Source organism: Parvimonas sp. M20 (assembly GCF_035282425.1).
In the GTDB taxonomy this organism is placed as follows: domain Bacteria; phylum Bacillota; class Clostridia; order Tissierellales; family Peptoniphilaceae; genus Parvimonas.
In genome coordinates, this window is record NZ_JAYKBQ010000009.1 from 42,595 (window position 1) to 63,665 (window position 21,071).

Annotated in this window: 20 protein-coding genes; 18 read left to right on the forward strand and 2 right to left on the reverse strand. The window is 27.4% G+C overall.

Features of this window, described 5'->3' with window-relative positions:
* The first annotated feature begins 62 nt into the window (after positions 1-62).
* Positions 63-437 carry a hypothetical protein gene (locus VJI93_RS05300; protein ID WP_323999739.1) on the forward strand — a complete coding sequence of 125 codons (375 nt, stop codon included), beginning with the start codon at positions 63-65 and terminating at the stop codon, positions 435-437.
* 115 nt (positions 438-552) lie between these two features.
* On the opposite strand, the gene VJI93_RS05305 is transcribed toward VJI93_RS05300, so the two are convergent.
* Both VJI93_RS05305 and VJI93_RS05310 read right to left on the reverse strand, forming a co-directional pair.
* Positions 553-1,506 (reverse strand): GTP-binding protein, encoded by a 954-nt coding sequence (locus tag VJI93_RS05305; RefSeq protein ID WP_323999738.1) that lies wholly within the window; start codon positions 1,504-1,506, stop codon positions 553-555.
* Positions 1,507-1,567: 61 nt separating this feature from the next.
* Positions 1,568-2,623, reverse strand: coding sequence for an NAD(P)-dependent alcohol dehydrogenase (locus tag VJI93_RS05310; RefSeq protein WP_323999737.1), 1,056 nt, complete (start codon positions 2,621-2,623; stop codon positions 1,568-1,570).
* Positions 2,624-2,951: 328 nt separating this feature from the next.
* On the opposite strand from VJI93_RS05310, the gene VJI93_RS05315 reads away from it, so the two are divergent.
* The 17 genes from VJI93_RS05315 to VJI93_RS05395 all read left to right on the forward strand — a co-directional run bounded on the left by VJI93_RS05315 (position 2,952) and on the right by VJI93_RS05395 (position 20,973).
* On the forward strand, positions 2,952-3,416 hold the full coding sequence (locus VJI93_RS05315; protein ID WP_323999736.1) for a CtsR family transcriptional regulator: 465 nt from the start codon (positions 2,952-2,954) through the stop codon (positions 3,414-3,416).
* Positions 3,409-3,903: a hypothetical protein gene (locus VJI93_RS05320; RefSeq protein ID WP_323999735.1), complete on the forward strand. Its 495-nt coding sequence runs from the start codon at positions 3,409-3,411 to the stop codon at positions 3,901-3,903. Before VJI93_RS05315 ends, VJI93_RS05320 begins: the two co-directional genes overlap by 8 nt.
* A complete protein-coding gene (locus tag VJI93_RS05325; protein WP_323999734.1) occupies positions 3,896-4,873 on the forward strand; it encodes an ATP--guanido phosphotransferase in 978 nt (325 codons plus the stop codon). The genes VJI93_RS05320 and VJI93_RS05325 overlap by 8 nt, the downstream gene beginning before the upstream one ends.
* A 13-nt stretch (positions 4,874-4,886) precedes the next feature.
* Positions 4,887-7,310 (forward strand): ATP-dependent Clp protease ATP-binding subunit, encoded by a 2,424-nt coding sequence (locus VJI93_RS05330; RefSeq protein ID WP_323999733.1) that lies wholly within the window; start codon positions 4,887-4,889, stop codon positions 7,308-7,310.
* 80 nt (positions 7,311-7,390) lie between these two features.
* A complete protein-coding gene (locus VJI93_RS05335; protein WP_323999732.1) occupies positions 7,391-7,717 on the forward strand; it encodes a heavy metal-binding domain-containing protein in 327 nt (108 codons plus the stop codon).
* Positions 7,718-7,949: 232 nt separating this feature from the next.
* On the forward strand, positions 7,950-10,631 hold the full coding sequence (locus VJI93_RS05340; protein ID WP_323999731.1) for a cation-translocating P-type ATPase: 2,682 nt from the start codon (positions 7,950-7,952) through the stop codon (positions 10,629-10,631).
* Between the two features lie 362 nt (positions 10,632-10,993).
* Entirely contained in the window at positions 10,994-12,664 is a 1,671-nt protein-coding gene (locus tag VJI93_RS05345) for a formate--tetrahydrofolate ligase (protein WP_323999730.1), read from the forward strand.
* Between the two features lie 16 nt (positions 12,665-12,680).
* The gene (locus VJI93_RS05350; RefSeq protein ID WP_323999729.1) at positions 12,681-13,319 is read left to right on the forward strand and encodes a cyclodeaminase/cyclohydrolase family protein; all 639 of its coding nucleotides are present in this window, start codon (positions 12,681-12,683) and stop codon (positions 13,317-13,319) included.
* A 10-nt stretch (positions 13,320-13,329) separates the two neighbouring features.
* Entirely contained in the window at positions 13,330-14,181 is an 852-nt protein-coding gene (locus VJI93_RS05355; protein ID WP_323999728.1) for a bifunctional 5,10-methylenetetrahydrofolate dehydrogenase/5,10-methenyltetrahydrofolate cyclohydrolase, read from the forward strand.
* A gap of 1 nt (position 14,182) precedes the next feature.
* Entirely contained in the window at positions 14,183-15,460 is a 1,278-nt protein-coding gene (locus VJI93_RS05360) for a bifunctional folylpolyglutamate synthase/dihydrofolate synthase (protein WP_323999727.1), read from the forward strand.
* Complete coding sequence (locus VJI93_RS05365; protein ID WP_323999726.1) at positions 15,460-16,002, forward strand: 5-formyltetrahydrofolate cyclo-ligase; 543 nt, start codon at positions 15,460-15,462, stop codon at positions 16,000-16,002. The genes VJI93_RS05360 and VJI93_RS05365 overlap by 1 nt, the downstream gene beginning before the upstream one ends.
* A 109-nt stretch (positions 16,003-16,111) precedes the next feature.
* A complete protein-coding gene (locus VJI93_RS05370) occupies positions 16,112-16,996 on the forward strand; it encodes a DegV family protein (RefSeq protein ID WP_323999725.1) in 885 nt (294 codons plus the stop codon).
* Positions 16,997-17,029: 33 nt separating this feature from the next.
* On the forward strand, positions 17,030-17,413 hold the full coding sequence (locus VJI93_RS05375) for a CidA/LrgA family protein (RefSeq protein WP_323999724.1): 384 nt from the start codon (positions 17,030-17,032) through the stop codon (positions 17,411-17,413).
* Positions 17,397-18,086 carry an LrgB family protein gene (locus tag VJI93_RS05380; protein WP_323999723.1) on the forward strand — a complete coding sequence of 230 codons (690 nt, stop codon included), beginning with the start codon at positions 17,397-17,399 and terminating at the stop codon, positions 18,084-18,086. Before VJI93_RS05375 ends, VJI93_RS05380 begins: the two co-directional genes overlap by 17 nt.
* A gap of 138 nt (positions 18,087-18,224) precedes the next feature.
* Complete coding sequence (locus VJI93_RS05385; protein WP_323999722.1) at positions 18,225-19,247, forward strand: hypothetical protein; 1,023 nt, start codon at positions 18,225-18,227, stop codon at positions 19,245-19,247.
* 4 nt (positions 19,248-19,251) lie between these two features.
* On the forward strand, positions 19,252-20,283 hold the full coding sequence (locus VJI93_RS05390) for a hypothetical protein (RefSeq protein WP_323999721.1): 1,032 nt from the start codon (positions 19,252-19,254) through the stop codon (positions 20,281-20,283).
* A gap of 3 nt (positions 20,284-20,286) precedes the next feature.
* Complete coding sequence (locus VJI93_RS05395) at positions 20,287-20,973, forward strand: ABC transporter ATP-binding protein (protein ID WP_323999720.1); 687 nt, start codon at positions 20,287-20,289, stop codon at positions 20,971-20,973.
* Positions 20,974-21,071: the final 98 nt, after the last annotated feature.

The following is a 21,071-nucleotide window of genomic DNA, read 5'->3' on the forward strand; positions in this document are numbered from 1 at the left end:
GGATATAAAAAATATATATTGTATAATCAGCATAATTTTATAAAAATATTTTGGTGATAAGTATGGGAAACAAAAACGTTGAATTTATGAAAAAATTTATAAATGATAGAGAAAAATTGATGAAAATTTTACTTTGGGGTTCTATAGCTTTAGATATATTTCTATTATTGTGTTTTGTAATAGGATTTGCATTTGGACTGGGAAGCTATAAAATAGGCTTTTTTATGCTAGGAATTGTTTTTAGATTTGGATTAATTATATTCATAATAAGTGTAGTATGTAAGTTTTGTACTTTTATTTTAAGTTTTAATAGAGATACAAAAGAAAAAAAGAAATACTTTTCTCTTTCTTTGTTTTCTTTGTTTAGACTATTGTTTGTTGGAGCATTAGTTTATGGAATTTATTATATCGGAAAGGTAATGACTGCTGTTGGATAATATTTGAGATAAGTTGAATTTATATAAGTATTTTTTATTTAATAGCTAAAATTGTGGAGAAAACTGCATCCAAAATTTTTGATATAAGAAATGGATGCAGTACACATATATTTTATTAAGAATTTAATTTTTTAAAATTATTTTTGTTAAAAATTTGATATATGTATTTTTTATTTAATTTTTTTCCTATTATTACAACTCTTGAATCTTCCATTGGATTGCATCCACATATCTCATAATTATTATTTACTAAATCAAATTTAAACCAAAAATCTTTTATGTTAAAATATCCTTTTGCTCTCACAATGCTTCCTAATTGTTTAGACATTAATACATTTAATTTAAAAATTAATTCAGGAATATTTTTTATTTTTATATTTAGTAAAGAAATATTTTCAAGTATTTGTTCTTTGTCTATTTCTATTTTATTAAATATTACTTTTAATTCGCCTTTGTGATCTTTTTTTATAGAATATTCATTATTAAATAAGTTCTCCCAATCTTGTTTTGTCCAATTTGAATAATGTGTTAGATTGAAATTTACTAATTTTCGATTTATCTCTAGTTCGTTTTTAATATTAGAAAATTCTACTTCTGACAAATTTTCTGATTTGCTTAAAATTACTTTTGAAGAATTATTTAGCTGGTCTAAGAAATACTCAGAGTAATTTTCTAAATTATTTTTAAAGTTATTTGCATCTATAATTACTATGGGGGATAGTAGTACTATATTTTCATAGCATATTTTCGATAGTTGTTCTATTATATTGCTTAGCATAGCAACTCCACTTGGTTCTACTATCAAATATTCAGGATTTATGGTATTTGCTATTGTTAATATAGAATGTGTAAAATCTAAATTTAATGAACAACATATACAACCTTCTGTTAATTCCCAAATCTTTATTTCTTCATTATTAAAATTTTCTTTTATTAGATTTCCATCTAAACCAAGTTTTCCAAATTCATTTTCAACAATTACGAATTGTTTTTTTGTTTTTTTAACCATTTCTTTTATAAAAGTAGTTTTTCCTGAACCTAAAAATCCAGATATAATTAGTATTTTCATATTACTCCAATAATTAATATGGGGGAGTTTAACTCCCCCAAATTTATAATTTAATTTTTGACTAAAGAACAACCACTGGTTTAATTAAATCAGCAGGTTTATCTTTCATTAACAATAAAGCATCTTCAACATGTTCAAATCCTTTAAATTTGTGAGTTAATAAAGGTTTAACATCTAATTTTCCACATGCAATAAGTGATGCAAGTTTTTCTAAACGTAAACGACCGCCAGGCATAAGTCCACCTAAAATTTGCTTATGTCCCATACCAACACCCCATTCAATACGTGGGATATTGACATAAGTACCTGAACCTAAATAATTTACATTACCAATTTTTCCACCTGGTTTTAAACATTTTATTACAGGTTCAAAAGTTTCAACTCCACCACCTGCTATTATAGCTTTATCGACACCAACACCATTTGTTAGTTTTAAAACTTGTTCGTCTATAGAACCCTCTTTATATCCTATGAAATCAGTTGCACCATATCCCTTAGCAACTTGTTTACATATTTCTCTTGTACCGACACAAATTATTCTAGATGATCCTCTTAAATTAGCACCAGCAACTGCCATAAGACCAACAGGTCCAATTCCAACAACTAATACAGTATCTCCAAATTGAACATCAGCAAGTTCAACTCCGTGGAAACCTGTAGGAACCATATCAGAAAGCATACATGCTTCTTCTGGAGAAATTTCATCAGGCAAATGTGCAAGATTTCCATCCGCATCATTCACATGGAAAACTTCTCCAAAAACACCATCTTTAAAGTTTGAAAATTTCCAACCAGCAAGCATCCCTCCAGAATGCATACCAAAACCACCTTGTGCTTCTAAAGAATTCCAATCAGGAGTTATAGCTGCGACCATAACTCTGTCTCCAATTTTAAAATCTTTTACTAATTCACCAACTTTAACAACAACACCACAACCTTCATGACCTAAAATCATATCTTTTCTATCACCGATAGCACCTTCCCAAACAGTATGTACATCTGAAGTGCAAGGTGATAGGGCTAATGGTTTAACTAAAGCATCCATAGGTCCACAAAATGGTTCTTCTTTTTCAATCCAACCAATTTCTCCAATTTTTTTCATTGCAAAACCTTTCACAATAAAAAACCTCCTTTAATATTTTCACAATAATAAATATTGTAGAAATATTATAAACCCACATTTGAGCATTGTCAATACAAATTTTAGTATTCACATAGATTTTTTTGACAAAAAGTTAACTTTCAATAAAAAAAATCAAAAAAATTTAATAGATAAAATAATATTACAGTATATTATATAAAAAAATTTTTTTGAGTAAATTATAAATCTTTTTTTAATCTATAAAGATTAGTAAAAATTTTAATAAGATTATTTTAAAATGTAAAATATTGTTATTCATTGGGTATAATATAAAAAAGGTCAAAGTAGGTCAGGAGGTGTTCTTTTGGCAGGTATTAGTGATATTATAGAAAAATTTTTGAAAGAAATGTTAGAAAATTCAGAAAATGGAATTATTGAGATAGGCAGAAATGATTTAGCGAATAAGTTTTCTTGTGCTCCATCTCAAATAAATTATGTTTTAACAACAAGATTTTCTTCTACAAATGGATATTACATTGAAAGTCATCGTGGAGGTAGTGGTTACATTAAAATCTCAACTCTTTTAAATGAAGATGTATTTTTTAATTCAGTTATTGAGTATTTAGAACAAAATACGATAACTTTTAATGAAGGTCGAAGAATTATAGATAGAATATTTGAATTAGGATATATTACAAAAAGAGAAAGATTTATTATTTTACATGCTATAAGTGATAATTCGCTTTGCATAGATGCTAAAACAAAAGATAATTTAAGATCAAATATATTGTTAAATATTCTATATTCTTTCGGGAGGAAAAATGAGTAAAAAAATTGCAACAATTAGTTATGAAAAAGAAATATCAGATTTTGAATATGACAATTTATTTAATTCGTTAAAATCTGATGAAAAAGATGAGCTTTTTTGTAATTTTAAAGGTCAGATTTCTAATTCAAATGTTAAATGTAGGAAATGTAAAACTTCTGTAAAAGAAATGATTAACACAAATTTAACTATTTGTCCATGTTGTTTTGAAACAATATATAAACTAATAGAAAACAAGAAAGTAAAACCTACACTTGTTTATTCGAATTTTATTAAAAAGCTATTATGTAATGATTTTAAAAAATATAAAGGAAAAAGACCAGAATATACCAATGCGTTTTTTAAAAATGAAATAAAAATTTCAGATTTGGAAAGAGAGTTAGAGCATAGTATAAAGACAGAAGAATTCGTAAAATGTGAAGTTTTAAAAAATACAATTGAAGATTTAAAAAAGAAAAATTTAAAGCTTAGGAGGAGAATAAATGAGTAGTTTTCTAGGAAAAATATCCGAAAAATATGTTTCTCTTTCTAGTCAGGTTGATGTTTATAGAAATATAAAGGGATATAAATTTAATTATATGTTAACTTTTGAAGATGAAATTAATTTATATAACAAAATTTGTTCTTCATTTTATAAATTATATTATAGTGATAGATTTACATTTGAAAAAGTAAATTCAAGAAAGCAAATCTTGAAATATTATAATAAGGGGCTTTTTATAGATTCAAATGATATTTTTAGGGAAAATTCATACATTGCTTCAAGAGATGATGAATTTATATTTATTAATATAAATATTGAAGAACATCTTAGGATAACAGGTAAACTTCCAGGAGTTAATTTTTTCAGATGTGGTAATTTTGCTTATGGGGTAGAATCTGATTTAGATGAAAAACTTAATTTTTCCTTTAATACAAATTTTGGATATGTTTTTAAAGATGTGAACTTAGTTGGTAATGGATTAAAAATGACTGGAGTTTTACATATTCCATCATTAAAATATTATAAAACAACTGATTTTTTAGAAAAGAAAATGAACATTTTGGGAATTAAGTTTTACTCTTTATCCATGATAGGACTTTGTGAAGACTTTTATATTGTAGAATTTTGCAAACAGAATTCTGACGAATTTTCTGCAATTAGAAAAATGGATAAATATATAACGGAAATTGTAAATTTGGAAATTGATAATCGTAGAAAGCTTTTAGGTATAAAAACTGACTATTATAGAGAAAAATTTGAAAAATATAAAAAAATTATGATAAATAGAGAAAATTTAAATCCTTATGTAGTTAGTAAATATATTTCTCTTTGTATATTATTACAAAGTTTGGAGCTTATTGTTGATTATGATATAAAGGTATTGTATGAATGTCTTATGGCAGTTAGAAGTTCAACTTTTTTAGATGAAGAAGAAAGAGAAGAAGAGCTTTTAAATGTGATTTTGAAATTAGTATAGGAGTAGTGATTTTATGTATGAAAATGTAATTAGAAGCGTTGATGAATTTATCCGATATGCTGTAAATGAAGCGTTTTATTTAAAAGATGATTATATTGGAACTGAACATATATTACTTGCATTTTTGAAAATTAATAGTAGAGAGACTGAATGTCTTGTTTCTGCGGGGGCAAATTATAATTCATTAAAAAGTTATTTGATAGATAAAAGAGGATTTGGAGATTTTTCTAATGTAGCGAGTAAATTATCAAAAAATGCAAAGAAAGTTGTTGATAATGCTGTCAATATTGCAATGGAATCGGACAATATTCAAGTTTTGCCTTGTCATCTTTTGATTTCATTAATGGAATTAAAAGTAGGGTTAGCATATAAAATGCTTATTGATTCTAATATCAGTCCGGAAAGTATTTCATCTGATATAAAAGAAAAGATAAATTTTGGAAGTGATTCTGAAACAATCGGAGAAGCAACAACAGAAACTTTAGAAAAATATACTGTAAATTTAAATGAAAGAGCTAAGAATGGCAAGATTGATCAAGTAATAGGTAGAGATAAAGAAATTGATAGAATTTTACAAATTTTACTTAGAAGAACAAAGAACAATCCAATTTTGATAGGAGAAGCTGGCGTCGGGAAAACTGCGATTGTTGAAGGACTTGCTCTTAGGATTATAGAGGGGAAAGTACCAGAATTTTTAGAAAATAAGACAATTTATAGTTTAGATTTACCTGCTATGCTTGCAGGAAGTAAGTATCGTGGAGACTTTGAAAAAAGAGTGAAGGATACTTTGAATGAAATTATGAAAAATAAAAATGTAATTGTATTTATTGATGAATTTCATAATATAGTTGGAACTGGAGGAAGTGAAGGTTCTATTGATGCTGCAAATATTTTAAAGCCATTTTTAGCTAGAGGGGAAATTCAATTAATTGGTGCTACAACAATTGATGAATACAGAAAATATATTGAAAAAGATTCAGCTCTTGAAAGAAGATTACAACCTATTGATGTTTCTGAACCAACGGTTAGTCAGACGATAAATATATTGTTGGGATTAAGAGAAAAATACGAAAATCATCATGGTATAGTAATTACAGATGAAGCAATAAAAGCAGCTGTAGAATTATCTCATAGATACTTAACGGACAGATTTTTGCCAGACAAAGCTATTGATTTAATTGACGAAGCGGGGTCAATGTTAAGAATAAAATCATATTTAAATCCAGATGATATAATTTTCTTGAAAGATGAAAATGTAAAACTAAAATCAGAAATTAAACAATTTGTTGAAAGTCAAGAGTTTTTAAAGGCACAAGAATCTAAAAATAAGTATGAACAGAATTTAGAAGATATAAAGAAACTTAAGGAAATAAAAAAAGATAAGAAAAACAATGAGAACTTAACTTTAAAATATGAAGACATTGCAAAGATAGTTTCAGATTGGAGTAAAATTCCAGTTAATAAATTAACCGCTAAAGAAAGTCAAAAGTATTTGTCTCTTTCTGATAATTTAAAAAATATTGTTATTGGACAGGGTACAGCAATTGACAGAGTTACAAGTGCTATAAAAAGATCAAGAGCAGGAGTTTCTTTGGGCAGTAAACCTATAGGTAGTTTTATCTTTGTTGGTGCAACTGGGGTTGGTAAAACTTATTTTGCAAAGTCTTTAGCAAATCTTTTGTTTGAATCTGAAGAAAATATGATTAGAATTGATATGAGTGAATATATGGAAAAACATACGGTTTCTAAACTAGTAGGTTCTCCTCCTGGATATGTCGGATATGGAGAGGGAGGTTATTTAACTGAAGCAGTAAGAAGAAAACCATATAGTGTAGTATTATTTGATGAAATTGAAAAAGCACATCCTGATGTATTCAATATGCTTCTTCAAATTTTAGATGATGGAAGGCTTACAGATTCTCAAGGTAAAACAGTAAACTTTAAAAATACAGTAATTATTATGACTTCAAATGTCGGAGCATCTGCAATTGAAAAGAAAAACTCATTAGGTTTTTCTTCAAAGAAAGATGAACAAGAAAAAGAATACGATAGAATAAAAGAGATTGTAAATTCTGAATTAAAAATTATGTTTAAACCTGAGTTTTTAAACAGAATAGATGATATTATAGTTTTTTCAAAATTAGATGAAAAAGATATAATGAAAATTACAGAGCTTTTACTTGAAAAGTTGAAAAAAAGACTTAAAAATATTGGCTTAAATATTGGATATAGTAATAAAATTATAAAAAAATTATCCGATATGGGATTTGATAAAGCATACGGAGCAAGGCCTCTTGAAAGAATTATAAAATCTGAGCTTGAAAATAAAATTGCAGATGAAATTTTAAAAGACCAAATTCTTAATGATGAAAAATTGTTTTTGGATGTAAAAAAAGGTAATATTGTTTTAGAAAAAATAAAAGTTAAAACTAAGTAAATGAACTTAAAACAAAGATAAATAATATCTTGATTAAATTTAGAAAATATGTTACTATTCTTTTAAAGGAGGATATGTTTATGATAATTACAACTACAAATAATATTGAAGGATATGAAATTGTTGAATATAAGGGAGTTGTCTTTGGTGAAGTAATTACTGGAGTAAATTTCTTAAAAGATATTAAAGCAGGTCTAAGAGATATTTTTGGAGGACGTTCATCTTCCTATGAAAAAGAATTAATGGGAGCAAGAGATGAAAGTTTAGATGAGATTACTGATAGGGCAAATGAAATTGGTGCTAATGCGATAGTTGGTCTAAAAATGGATTATGAAATGCTTGGAGCATCAAATGGTATGATGATGGTTACTTGTTCAGGTACTGCTGTTAAAATTATAAAGAAATAAATTTTTAGGTGTTTTAAAATTTTTTAAAACACCTTTTAAATTTACTTGAAAAAATTTTTTATATTTAGTATAATATACTCAATGAAGGGGAGTAGCTAATCTTGTTTAGTCGTCAGTACGGTTTATCCCGGCTAAACACCTAACTATTTCAATAGGAAGCAAGACCTTTGTTTAATTTTATTAAACAAGGTTTTTTTTATGCAAAAAAGCCTTAATTCAAGGAGGATAAATTATGTTTTGGTACAACAAAAAGATTGATGAATGTATCAATGATCTTGGAAGTGATGCTAAAAACGGACTTTCAAGGACAAAAGCTGTAGAGCTTTTAGAGAAAAACGGAAGAAATGAATTAAAACAAAAGAATAAAAAATCACTTCTTTCAAAAATTATAGACCAATTTAAAGACCCTATGATTTTAATTCTAATTGGAGCTTGTATTATGTCTGCTATTGTTGGTGAAATAACAGATGCTTTTATAATCATAGCGATTGTAATTGTTAATGCGATTCTTTCACTTAATCAAGAGGGAAAAGCCGAAAAGGCAATAGAAGCTTTGCAAAAAATGGCTAGTCCAATGGCAAAAGTTTATAGAGATGGGAAATTAATTCATATTCCTTCCCCAGAAATTGTAGTTGGAGATATTGTTGAGCTTGAAACAGGTGATATTATCCCAGCAGATTTAAGATTAATTGAAAGTTTTATTTTAAAGATTGATGAAGCTTCTTTAACTGGGGAATCTGTACCTGTTGAAAAATTTGCAGATAAAGTTTATGATGGAGAAATTGAGATTGGTGATAGAGAAAATATGGCTTACTCTTCTACTATTGTTGCTTATGGTAGAGGAAAGGGAGTAGTAGTTTCTACTGGAGAAAATACTGAAATTGGTAAAATTGCAACAACTCTTGATTCTTTTGAAGATGAAGACACTCCACTACAAAAGAAGCTAGCTGGTCTTTCAAAATCTCTTGGACTAATAACAATAGGAGTTTGTATTGTAGTATTTATAGTTGGGCTTTTGTATAAACAACAGTTTTTACTTATGCTTTTAACTGCAATTTCACTTGCTGTTGCAGCGGTTCCTGAAGGTTTACCAGCAATTGTTACTATAGTTTTATCACTTGGTATGACAAAAATGGTAAAAAAGCATGCTATAGTAAAGAAACTTTTAGCAGTTGAAACATTAGGCACTACAACAGTAATCTGTTCAGATAAAACAGGAACTCTTACTCAAAATGAAATGACTGTAAAAAAAGTTTTTGTAAATAATCTAGTTTATGATGTAGAAGGAACTGGTTATGAGCCTGTTGGAGATGTATTTTTAAATGGAGAAAAAGTTAATGCTAAAGAAATTGACGATTTTATTTCAATTTCTAAAATTTCAACTCTTGTTAATGATGCAAAACTACTTAAAGATGAAAATATGTATAGAATTGCAGGAGATCCTACTGAAGGAGCCTTGCTTACTGTTTCTGAAAAAGTTGGTATATCTAAAGATGTATTAAATGTTAAGAACAAAAGAATTGCAGAAATACCTTTTGATTCTACTAGAAAGATGATGACAACATTTAATGAAAATATTTTTTCATCTAATGTTATTTCCGCTACAAAGGGTGCTCCTGATATAGTTATCGATAATTGTAAATATATTCTAATAAATGGAAAAGAAGAAGAATTCACTTCTGAAATAAAAGATAAAGTTCTTTCACAAAATAGTCAGTTTGCTAAACAAGCTCTAAGAGTATTAGCTTTTGCTTATAGAAAATTTGATTTGTTGCCTGAAGATATTACTTCAGAAAATATAGAAAGAGATATGGTTTTTGTCGGACTAATGGGAATGATTGACCCTGCAAGGCCTGAAGCAAAAGAAGCTATCAAAGAATGTAAAAAAGCAGGAATAATTCCTATAATGATAACAGGAGATTATTTAGAAACTGCTGTTGCTATAGCTAAAGATTTAGGGATTTTGGATGAACATTCAAATGCTATTATGGGTCGTGAACTTAATAAGATGACTGAAGAAGAAATTTGTGAAGTTGTAAAAACTACGAGAGTTTTTGCAAGAGTAAGTCCTGAAAATAAAGTGCAAATAGTTAGTGCTTTAAAGAAAAATGGCCATATTGCTGCGATGACAGGGGATGGAGTAAATGATGCACCTGCAATTAAGAGAGCTGATATTGGAGTTTCAATGGGAATTACAGGAACAGATGTTGCAAAAAATACTTCAGATGTAATTTTAACAGATGATAATTTTGCTACAATAGTATCAGCAGTTCATGAAGGACGTATTATTTATTCAAATATTAAAAAGTTTGTTTCTTTCCTATTATCTTGTAATGTAGGAGAAATTTTAATAGTTTTAATATCTATTCTTTTAAATATACCAGTACCTTTTATACCAATTCAATTACTTTGGTTAAATCTAGTTACAGACAGTTTTCCTGCATTGGCACTTGGTGTTGAAAAGGGTGATGAAGATATTATGCAAGTTCCACCAAGAAATCCAAATGAACCAATTTTAGATAAAGAAATGATTTATAGTATAATTTCTCAATCTTTAGCAATTACAGTTGCAACACTTGGAGCGTATTTCTATGGAATGCATCATTATCCTAATCATATTGAAGGAGCAAGAACAGTTGCATTCTTTACACTTATAACTGCAGAACTACTAAGAAGCTATTCTGTTAGAAGTAGTAGATTTACATTATTCCATATTGGAATATTTTCAAATAAAACATTGGTATATGGAACAGCATTATCTTTCTTTATGATGCTAGTAGTTGTATATGTACCTTTCTTACAACCATATTTTGATACTGTTTCTTTAGGAATAAAAGAGTTAGCAGTTGCAATACCACTTGCATTCTTACCTTTTGTTGTTGCTGAAGTTTCCAAAGTTTTAAGAAAGAAATAGAAAAATTAAAAAATATTATAAAAAGTTGGATTATTAAACAATAATTCGACTTTTTTATTGCATAACAAGAAAGTTTGAGGCACTTACTTGCTGCAAAGCATAGTAAAAGGGAGGGTTCTTATCCGATATATTAATACTATAAAAACGTTCATCATAATATTGATAGTTATAAAATTCTATAAAAAAATCTGTTTTGCTTATTAATTATAAGGGTAGTTAATTCTATGAGTGTGTAATTTATTTTACAATGATATAAGATTCTTTTTAGAATAAAATATTGACATATTATTAAATAAATTGTATACTGATTATGGGGAATAACGATTCCCAATAAATGTTTTTTAATAAAAAGGAGGGCTTTTATGAAGACAGATGTGCAAATTGCTCAAGAAGCAAAAATGAAACCTATCAGAGAAGTAGCTGATTACTTAGGATTTCCGGAAGAAGCAATTGAACTTTACGGAAATTATAAAGCAAAGTTAAATATTCATGAATTGAAAGATTATAACGAAAGACCAAATGGAAAGTTAATTTTAGTAACTGCTATAACTCCAACTCCTGCAGGAGAAGGTAAAACTACGACTGTTGTTGGACTTGGTGATGGATTAAATAAAATAGGAAAAAGAACATCTCTTGCACTGAGAGAACCTTCTTTAGGACCAGTTTTTGGAGTTAAAGGTGGAGCTGCAGGTGGTGGATATGCTCAAGTAGTTCCTATGGAAGATATAAATTTGCATTTTACAGGAGATTTTAATGCTATTGGTGCTGCAAATAACTTACTTGCTGCAATGTTAGATAATCATATTAATCACGGAAATGAGTTAGATATCGATTCTAGAACTATTACTTTAAAAAGAGTTGTTGATATGAATGATAGACAACTTCGTTTTATTGTTGATGGATTAAATGGAAAAGCGAATGGTGTTCCAAGAGAGGATGGATTTGAAATAGTAGTTGCATCTGAAGTAATGGCTATTTTATGTCTATCAAATGATTTAAAAGATTTAAAGGAAAAACTAGGAAAAATCATTGTTGCTTACAATAGAAAAGGAGAACCAGTAACTGCAAAAGATTTGAATGCTCAAGGGGCTATGGCAGCATTATTAAAGGATGCTATCAAACCAAATCTTGTTCAAACATTAGAACATACTCCTGCATTTATTCATGGAGGACCTTTTGCTAATATAGCTCATGGTTGTAATAGTATAATTGCTACAAAATTAGCGTTAAAATATTCCGATTATGTTGTTACTGAAGCAGGTTTTGGAGCTGACTTGGGAGCTGAAAAGTTCTTGGATATTAAATGTAGATTTGCAGGTTTAAATCCTAATGCAGTTGTAGTTGTTGCTACTGTAAGAGCTTTAAAGATGCATGGTGGACTTGCTAAGACAGAATTAGGAAATGAAGATTTGGTTGCTTTGGAAAAAGGACTTCCAAACTTACTAAAACATGTTGAAAATATGCAAAATCTATTTGGTATTCCTTGTGTCGTTGCAATTAATAAATTCCCATTGGATACTGATGCAGAAATTCAATTAATTGAAACTAAATGTAAGGAATTAGGTGTTAATGTAGTTCTTTCAGATGTTTGGGCAAAAGGTGGAGAAGGAGCAGTTGATCTTGCTAATGAAGTTGTAAAACTTGCAGAAAATGACAAACCAATTAATCAAATTTATGATATTGAAGATTCTTTAGAAGAAAAATTAAATAAAATTGTTCAAAAGGTTTATGGAGGATCTGGTGTAACATTCTCTCCAGGAGTTAAAAAGAAAATTAAAACTATAGAAGAATTAGGATTTAAAAATGTACCAATCTGTATGGCAAAAACACAATACTCATTCTCTGATGACAAGAATAAAGTTGGTAGACCAGAAGGATTTAAAGTAAATATCAAAAATATAAAGATTGCTGCAGGTGCAGGATTTGCTGTTGCTTATAGTGGAGATATTATGACTATGCCTGGATTACCAAAAGTTCCTGCTGCAAATAATATTGACATAACTGACGATGGAAAGATAGTTGGATTATTCTAGTTAATAGGAGGAATTTATGGAACAAAAAATGTGTGATAAAACCATAAATTTATTTATTCAAGAATTATCAGATAAACAACCAGTACCAGGGGGTGGAGGAGCATCCGCCCTTGTAGGTGCTTTGGGAGTTGCTCTGTTAAATATGGATGCAATTTATACTACTGGTAATGAAAAATTTAAAGATGTTGAAGAAGAAATTAAAGAGCAAATAAAAAAATATAACGAATTAATTACTTCTTTAAAAGAATTAGTTCAAGGGGATGCGGATGCTTTCTATCCACTTTCTCAATGCTATAAGATGCCAAGAAACACTGACGAGGAAAAGAAATTAAAGAGAGAGGCATTAGAAAAAAACCTTTATAATGCTGCTATGATTCCTTTACAAATAATGGAAAAATCTTATGAAGCTCTTTGTTTAGTTGACAGACTTATTAGAATTGGGAATAAAAATCTTATTGGAGATGTTGCAACAGGAGCTGTCTTTTTAGAATCTGCTCTTAAAGGTGCAAGTTTAAGTGTATTTGCAAATACTTCTTCAATGAAAAATGAGGATAATATTAAGATGATAAACGAAAAATCTATGAAATTATTAAAAGATGGAATGGAACTTGCTAATAAGGCATTTGAAGAAATATTTAATGGATTTTTAAAATAAGGAGACTATTATGACAACAATAATGAAAGGTAAAGAAGTAGCAATAGCTTTAAAGGAAAAGATTAAAGCAGGAGTTGCTGAACTTAAAGAAAAAGGGAAAGTTACTACTTGTGGTTTTATTAGAGTTGGAGATAGAAGCGATTCTATAGGTTATGAAAATGCAGCAATAAAAGTTTTATCTTCTTTGGGAATTGAATGTGTCCAATTCCACTATCCAGAAGATATTACCGAAGCTAATTTTATATCTGAACTAGAAAAAATTGGAAATGATGATAGTGTTGATGGTTTCTTGCTTTTAAGACCATTACCTTCACATATTGACGATGATTTGGTTGGAATGAAAATTAATCCTAAAAAAGACATTGATGGAGTAAGTCCATATAATATTGGAGAAGTTTTCTATCCTAAAGAAGATAGTTTCATTCCTTGTACTGCTGCTGCTGTTATAAAGATGTTAGAATTTTATGATTTAGATTTAAGTGGTAAAAATGCAGTTGTATTAGGTCGTAGTAATGTTATTGGAAAACCTGTTGCAATGCTATTATTAGCAAAAAATGCAACAGTTACTGTGTGTCATAGTAGAACTCAAAACTTAAAAGAAGTTTGTAAAAATGCAGATATCTTAGTTTCAGCTATAGGTAAGGCTCATTTTGTTACAAAGGAATTTGTAAAAGAAGGGGCGATAGTAGTTGATGTCGGAACAAATTATGATGAAAATGGAAAGGTAACCGGCGATGTTCATTTCGATGAAGTTTCTGAAATTGCAAGTTATATTAATCCTGTACCAGGTGGTATTGGATCGATAACAACTTCAGTTTTAGCAGAAAAATGTTTAATTGCCGCGAGAAAAAAGGTAAAATAATATGGATTATGAAACTGCAATGATTAAACTCAGAGGAGAAGTTTGCAGTGGAATTAAATTAGGTTTACAAAATATAAAAACTCTTATGGAAAAGCTAGGAAATCCACAAGATAAATTAAAAATTATTCATATTGCAGGAACCAATGGAAAGGGTTCCTGCACTTCTTTTGTAAATTCTGTTTTGGTTTCACAAGGCTACAAAGTCGGGATGTTTACTTCTCCTTCTATTTACAATTTTGAAGAAAGAATTAGAATTAACAACAAAAATATTCCAGAAGATAAATTAATAGAATTGATGGATGAAGTTAGGGAGGTTGCAAACACTCTTGAAGTTTTTCCAGCTGATTTTGAGCTAGTAACCGCTGTAGCTTTTTTGTATTTTTATAGAGAAAAATGTGATTTTGCAATTATGGAAGTAGGTTTAGGTGGAAGACTAGATGCCACAAATGTTGTGGATAAACCTTTAATTACGTTAATTACATCAATAAGTTTTGATCATCAACAATTTTTGGGAAATACTATAAAAGAAATATCTCTTGAAAAAGCTGGGATAATTAAAGATGGTGTTCCTCTAGTTCTATATTCTCAAGATACTGAAATTATGGATAATATAATAAGAGTAGCTAAAAGTAAAAACTCAAAAGTTATAGTAAATGATTTATCAAAAATTAAAATATTGGAAAATAATAAATCTGGACAAATTATAGATTATAAAGAATTTAGGAATTTAAAAATTAATTTACTTGGTTCACATCAAGTTAAAAATGCTACAATTTCTCTTGAATTACTTTTAGAACTTAGAAAAATGGGTTTTGAGATTTCAAATGAAAGTATATATAATGGATTTTTAACAGTAACTTGGCCTTGTAGATTTGAGCTTGTTTCAAAAAGTCCAGATTTTATTTTAGATGGAGCCCATAATATTGACGGGATAGAAAAGTTCATTTCAAATATAAATTTTTATTACAAAGATAGTAGAAAAATTGCAATTTTTGGGGTGTTAGAAGACAAGGATTATAACGAAATGCTTGAAAGGATTATTCCTTATTTTGATATGTTTTTAACTGTAAGACCAGATTCTGAAAGAGCAATGGAAGCTTATGAATTAAAGGATAAAATTGAAGCATTAACTGAAAAAAAAGTTTATAGTTTTGATAATTATCAAGATGCTATTGACAAATCATTTGAAATATCAAGTAAAGACGATGTTATTTCAGCATTTGGCTCTTTATATTTTGTAGGAGAAGTTCGTAAACTTTTAGGAGTGAGTGATTATTAATGGATAAAAAAATTATAAGAAAAGAAATTCAAGAAAAACTAAAAAAAATATCTGATAAAGATAGAACAAATTTTGAAGAAGTTTTGTATAAAAAATTATTTGAAAATGAAAATTTTAAAAATGCAAAATGTGTTGCACTTACAATTCCATTTGGAACGGAAATAAATACTTATCCAATAATTGAAAAATTATTGAATGATGGTAAGACTGTATGTTCACCAATTTGTGAAAAAGAAACTAGAAAAATGACTTTTTATAAAATAAATTCTTTAGATGAATTAATTGAGGGATATTATGGAATTAAAACACCTCCTGAAATAGAAAAAAATATTGTTGAAAAAAATAATATTGATTTAATATTAGTACCTGGTGTAGGATTTGATAAAAATAATTATAGAATCGGATTTGGTGGAGGATATTATGACAGATATTTAAAGGACTATAAAGGATATACTATTTCTCTAGCTTTTAAAGAACAAATAGTGGAGAAAGTACCAACAAACGAATTTGATTTGCCTGTTAATTTAGTAATTACAAATTAAATATTTTACTTTAAAAATAGTTTTATTTTAAAGCTATTTTTTTCTTGCAAAAAATTTAAAAATAGTATATTATATAAACTAGGTAAGTTTTTTAAAAATGGAGGTAGATATGATAAAGTTATTTTCTGATATGGGAGCCGATATCCCAGTAGAAATTGCAAAAAAATATAAAATCCAAATTTTTAACATGGTTGTTACTGATGGAGAAAATGAATATATTTTAAATTATGATATAGATAAATATAAATTATTTGAGAATATGGCTAAGGGAATTACTTATAAGACTTCACAAGTAACTTATAAAGATTTTTATGATACATTTAAAGAAGAATTATTAGCTAAAAATGAGATTATTTATATTTCTTTATCCTCAGGGCTCTCTGGAACTTATAATACTGCTAATATGGTAAAAAATGATTTGCTTGATGAATTTCCTGAAGGAAAAATTCATATAATAGATAGTTTAGGAGCTAGTTTTGGGTATGGTGTTCTTGCGATAAAAGTTGCAAAGATGATTGAAGAGAATGAAAGTATTCAAGAAATATTAAAATATATTGATTTTTATAAAAAACATATAAATTATATTTTTACAGTTGATGATTTAACTTATCTCTATAGAGGTGGAAGATTAAATAAGGCTAAGTTTATAATTGGTAATTTATTGAATATATGTCCAATTTTAGATATATCAAAAGATGAAGGAAAACTAAATTTTTTTGATAAAGTTAGAGGTCACAAGGCATTTAAGAAAAAATTGATAGATATTATAAAAAGTAAATCAGATGTTTTAGATAAACAAACTCTTGTTATTTTTCATGGAGATTGTGAAGATAAGGCAAATGATTTAAAAGAATTATTAATGAGTGAATTTAATAATGATGATATTTTAATATCTGGAGTAGATGCAGTCATAGGTTGTCATACTGGGCCTTCTGTTTTAGCTATTATTTATCTTGATGAATTATATGGAAAGTATGATAAATTTGAAGTTTAGGGGTTAGAAATAACCCTTAAATTATTTTAGGAGATGATTTTTATTAAACATATTTATGAATTCTTAATTATTTTAATTTTTTTATTTATTGGGACTATTTTGGAGATTATTTTTAAATCCCCAATACCTGCAACTATTTTGTCGATGTTATTCCTAGTTGCCTTGTTGTATTTTAAAATAATTGAATTAAAAAAAATAGAAAAAGTTTCAGAATTTTTACTTGAAAGTATTACATTGTTTATGACACCATTAGTAATTGGAGTTATAGATAAATTCCACTATTTTAATGGGAAATTTTTACAAATATTTTTAATTTTATTTGTAAGTGTAGTTGTATCTATGATTGTTACAGCTTTCGCTACAACTTTTTTTGTGAAAATTTTTGTAAAAGGAGAAAAAAATGGAATTAATAATTAACAGTCCGCTTTTTGGGATTTTTTTAACAATAATAACATTTGTTATAGGATATGAAATTCAAGTAAAATTAGGATTAAAATTTTTAAGCCCAATGGTTACATCTTCAGTTTTAATTATCTTAGTTCTCTTGATTTTTAAAATTCCATATACTAATTATAAACAAGGGGCAGATATATTAACTTTTTTTGTCGCTCCGGCAACTGTTGTACTAGCTGTACCATTATATAAAAATTTAAATATTATAAAAAAATATTTTCTTCCAATATTACTTGGATGTTTAGTTGGAATAAGTGTTGGAGCGATTGTTGGAATATTATTATGTAATATTTTTGGGATTAGTAAAGAAATTTTGCTTTCAATGTTACCAAAATCAGTTACATCTGCGATAGGTTATGAAATTTCAAAGAAAATTGGAGCAATTATGGAAATTTCTATGGTATTTATAGTTATATGTGGAATTATAGGTTATAGCGTAGGAGAGTTGATTTTTAAGATTTTAAAAATAGATGATAAAGTTGCAAAAGGAGTTGCACTTGGATCATGTAGTCATGTTCTAGGAACTGCAAAAGCAATGGAGATTGGAGAAATTGAAGGGTCTATTGCTACAGTTTCAATATCAATTTCAGGAATTTTAGCTGTAATTTTAATTCCTTTAATATTGAATTTTATTTAGTAAAAAGCTGATAAAAACAAATATATTATTTTTATCGGCTTTTGTTTTTTAATCGTAAAACGCGTTGACAATTTAAATAATATATGGTATTATTAACTTCAATAGTGTATAAAATAATTATACTAAGAGGTAAAAGCTATGAAGATAAGTCAAAATAAAAATATAATCTTCCTATTACTGGTTTTAAATTGTATTGTGGTTCTTGGGTTAAATTATATTGTAGGAAGAGATTTAATTTATCCTGATTATGGTATGAGTGAAAATTTTGTAAAACTAAAATTAAATGGGAATAACTCCAATAAGAAAAATGATTTTGATTTTTTGCTTGAATATGATGATATAAAGGTTATAGCAGAAACTAATCGAAATGGACTGATAGGTCTATATAATCCAACTATGGATTATTATTACAAGTCCACTAAATTTAATGCATTAGGCAGGCTTAGATATTTTTCTATGGATGACTATATAGAAAAGAAAAAAGTAGCTATTAATATAGATGAAATATCTCCTGATAATGGTATTAAAACTAAGGATACATCAATTTTAGATATACCCGAAGTAAAAGGTATGGAGTATATTAATACTTTTGATTCGAATTCAACTATATACAAAGATGGACTTAGAGTTGTAGCTAATTTATTTGCCTTGTCTTCAACTTCCTTTGACACTATTTATATTGATTCGGATAATGTTAAACATTTGGAAGAAATTAAGGATAAAATAAAAAATTTAGGATATGATGAAGTTGAATTTAACAGATTTAACAATAGAAAACCTTTGATAACCAATATATTTAATTCTCTGAGTGATAGATATGCAAAATTTATATTGCAAGGAGTGGTAGCTACTTATTTATTATTCTGTTATGTGTTCGTAGTTTATCTTTCAAAATATAATAAATATTTTAGAGTATGTCTAGAATGTGGAGCTACATTTAAAGAGGTGTTAAAAAACTTTTTAAAGCAAAATCTACTTTTCAATGTAATAGCGGGATTAATATCCTCAATATTTATGTATATATTTTTGAATCATATATGTAAATATTTATCATTTACAGAACTTTTAGCTATTCCGATATTTATAACGATAACTTCAATGGTTTTAACTTGGGCAAAATTTTCGTTTACATTAAAAAAGACAAAGCGAATGATGAGGTGATGTTATGGTTATAGATAATATAAAATTAGGGTTTAGAGACATAAAACGAAATACAAGAATTTTTATATTATTCGGATTGTTAATCTTATCTATTAGTGTTATATTGTCATTCTCTACTTATGCTTTAAATTTGGCTCTAAAAGAATCGAAAGATACTGAAGTTAGTTATTTTGCAATTCTCGTTTCCTATGAAATGAAAGATTTTATAAAAGTTGAAGATAGAGTAGATAAATTATTAAAAAAAGGTGGATACACAAAATTTGTATCTGAGTATGTAAATGAAGAGAAGGGAATTTTTATCCAAATATTTATTGGAAAATTTCAAAAGAGTTCCGAAAATAGGGTTTTGTTCGCAATAAACTCGGAAGATTTAGAATTATTTAAGCAAAAGGAAAAAACTTTAAAAGTAGTTTCAGCTGATGAATTAGATAAGATAAAATTCAAAACAGTCGGTGTTGACCTTGAGATTGATGACGATAATTTGGTTTTTTTGGAAGTGGCTAAAAAAGAGACTTCATTATCCGATTTTAAGTTAAATCCTGCTGAATTAAAAGATTTAATAGAAGGTACAAAATTTACCGATAAAGAATTAAAAAATGGTTTGGATGAGGAGTTTGAAAAGGCGATTTTAAACTCAGATATAGTTTTTAAAAAGCATATTAATTCTGTTAATATGACAGATGTAGATTTTATATTAAAGTATATATATTTTTATGTATTTTTACTTTTGTTGGCCTTTTTGCTTTCTTTTGGAATATTCATTAAAAATTTATATAAAAGATTACTTAGAGAATATAAAATTCATATAATATGTGGTGCCACCAAAAAAAGTATATTTATTAGAAATTCAGTTTTTGTTCTGTCATTGGCTGTGTTTAATTTTATGATAATTAATTTTCTGAATAGATTTAATTATGATATTATATTTTTTATAAATATAGGGATAAATATTGTCTTTATTTTAACTTTAGAATTTGTTATCTTAAATATGCTCATTAGAGAAGATTTAAGTACAACTCTAATGGGAGGTGAATAGAAATTGATTAGCTTAAAAAATTTAAGAAAAGTGTATAATGAAAATAAAAAATCTGAATTGCTTGTTTTAAATGAGTGTAATTTAGATATAAAAAAGGGCGAAAAAATTATTATAACTGGAGAAAATGGAGCTGGAAAAACTACTTTTTTAAAGATTCTTGGACTACTTGATAAAAATTATTCAGGAGACTATAAAATAGAAGATAAAGATATAAATTCAATGTCTTCTACAGAAATTGCAAGACTAAGAAATGAAGTATTCGGGTTTTTCTTTCAAGAGTATAATTTATTAGAGGATGAAACAGCTTATGATAATATTGTAATTCCTTTGATGTATTCTAAAAAGTACAAAAGAAGTGAAAGAAAGAAAAGAATAAATGAAGTATGTGAAAATTTGGATATAGTAAAATTACTTAATCAAAAAGTCAAAACATTATCAGGGGGAGAAAAGCAAAGAGTTGCTATTGCAAGAGCGATAGTAAATGATCCAGAAGTTATAATTTTAGATGAACCTACAAGTGCTTTAAGCAGTAAACTAAAGGCAAAGGCAATCAATTATATTAAGAATATTGTAAAAGATGAAAAAACATTAATTATTGTAACTCATGATTTAGCAATAGTTGACAGTTTGGATAACAAATCAGACTATATATTTTATAATTTAGAAGACGGAAAATTTAATATTATGTAATTTTAAAATAACTACCGAAAATGAGCTGAACCCAAAAACACGGACAGTTAAATAAATTATTCAAAGGAATGTAATCTATAATCAATAGGAGACATTCC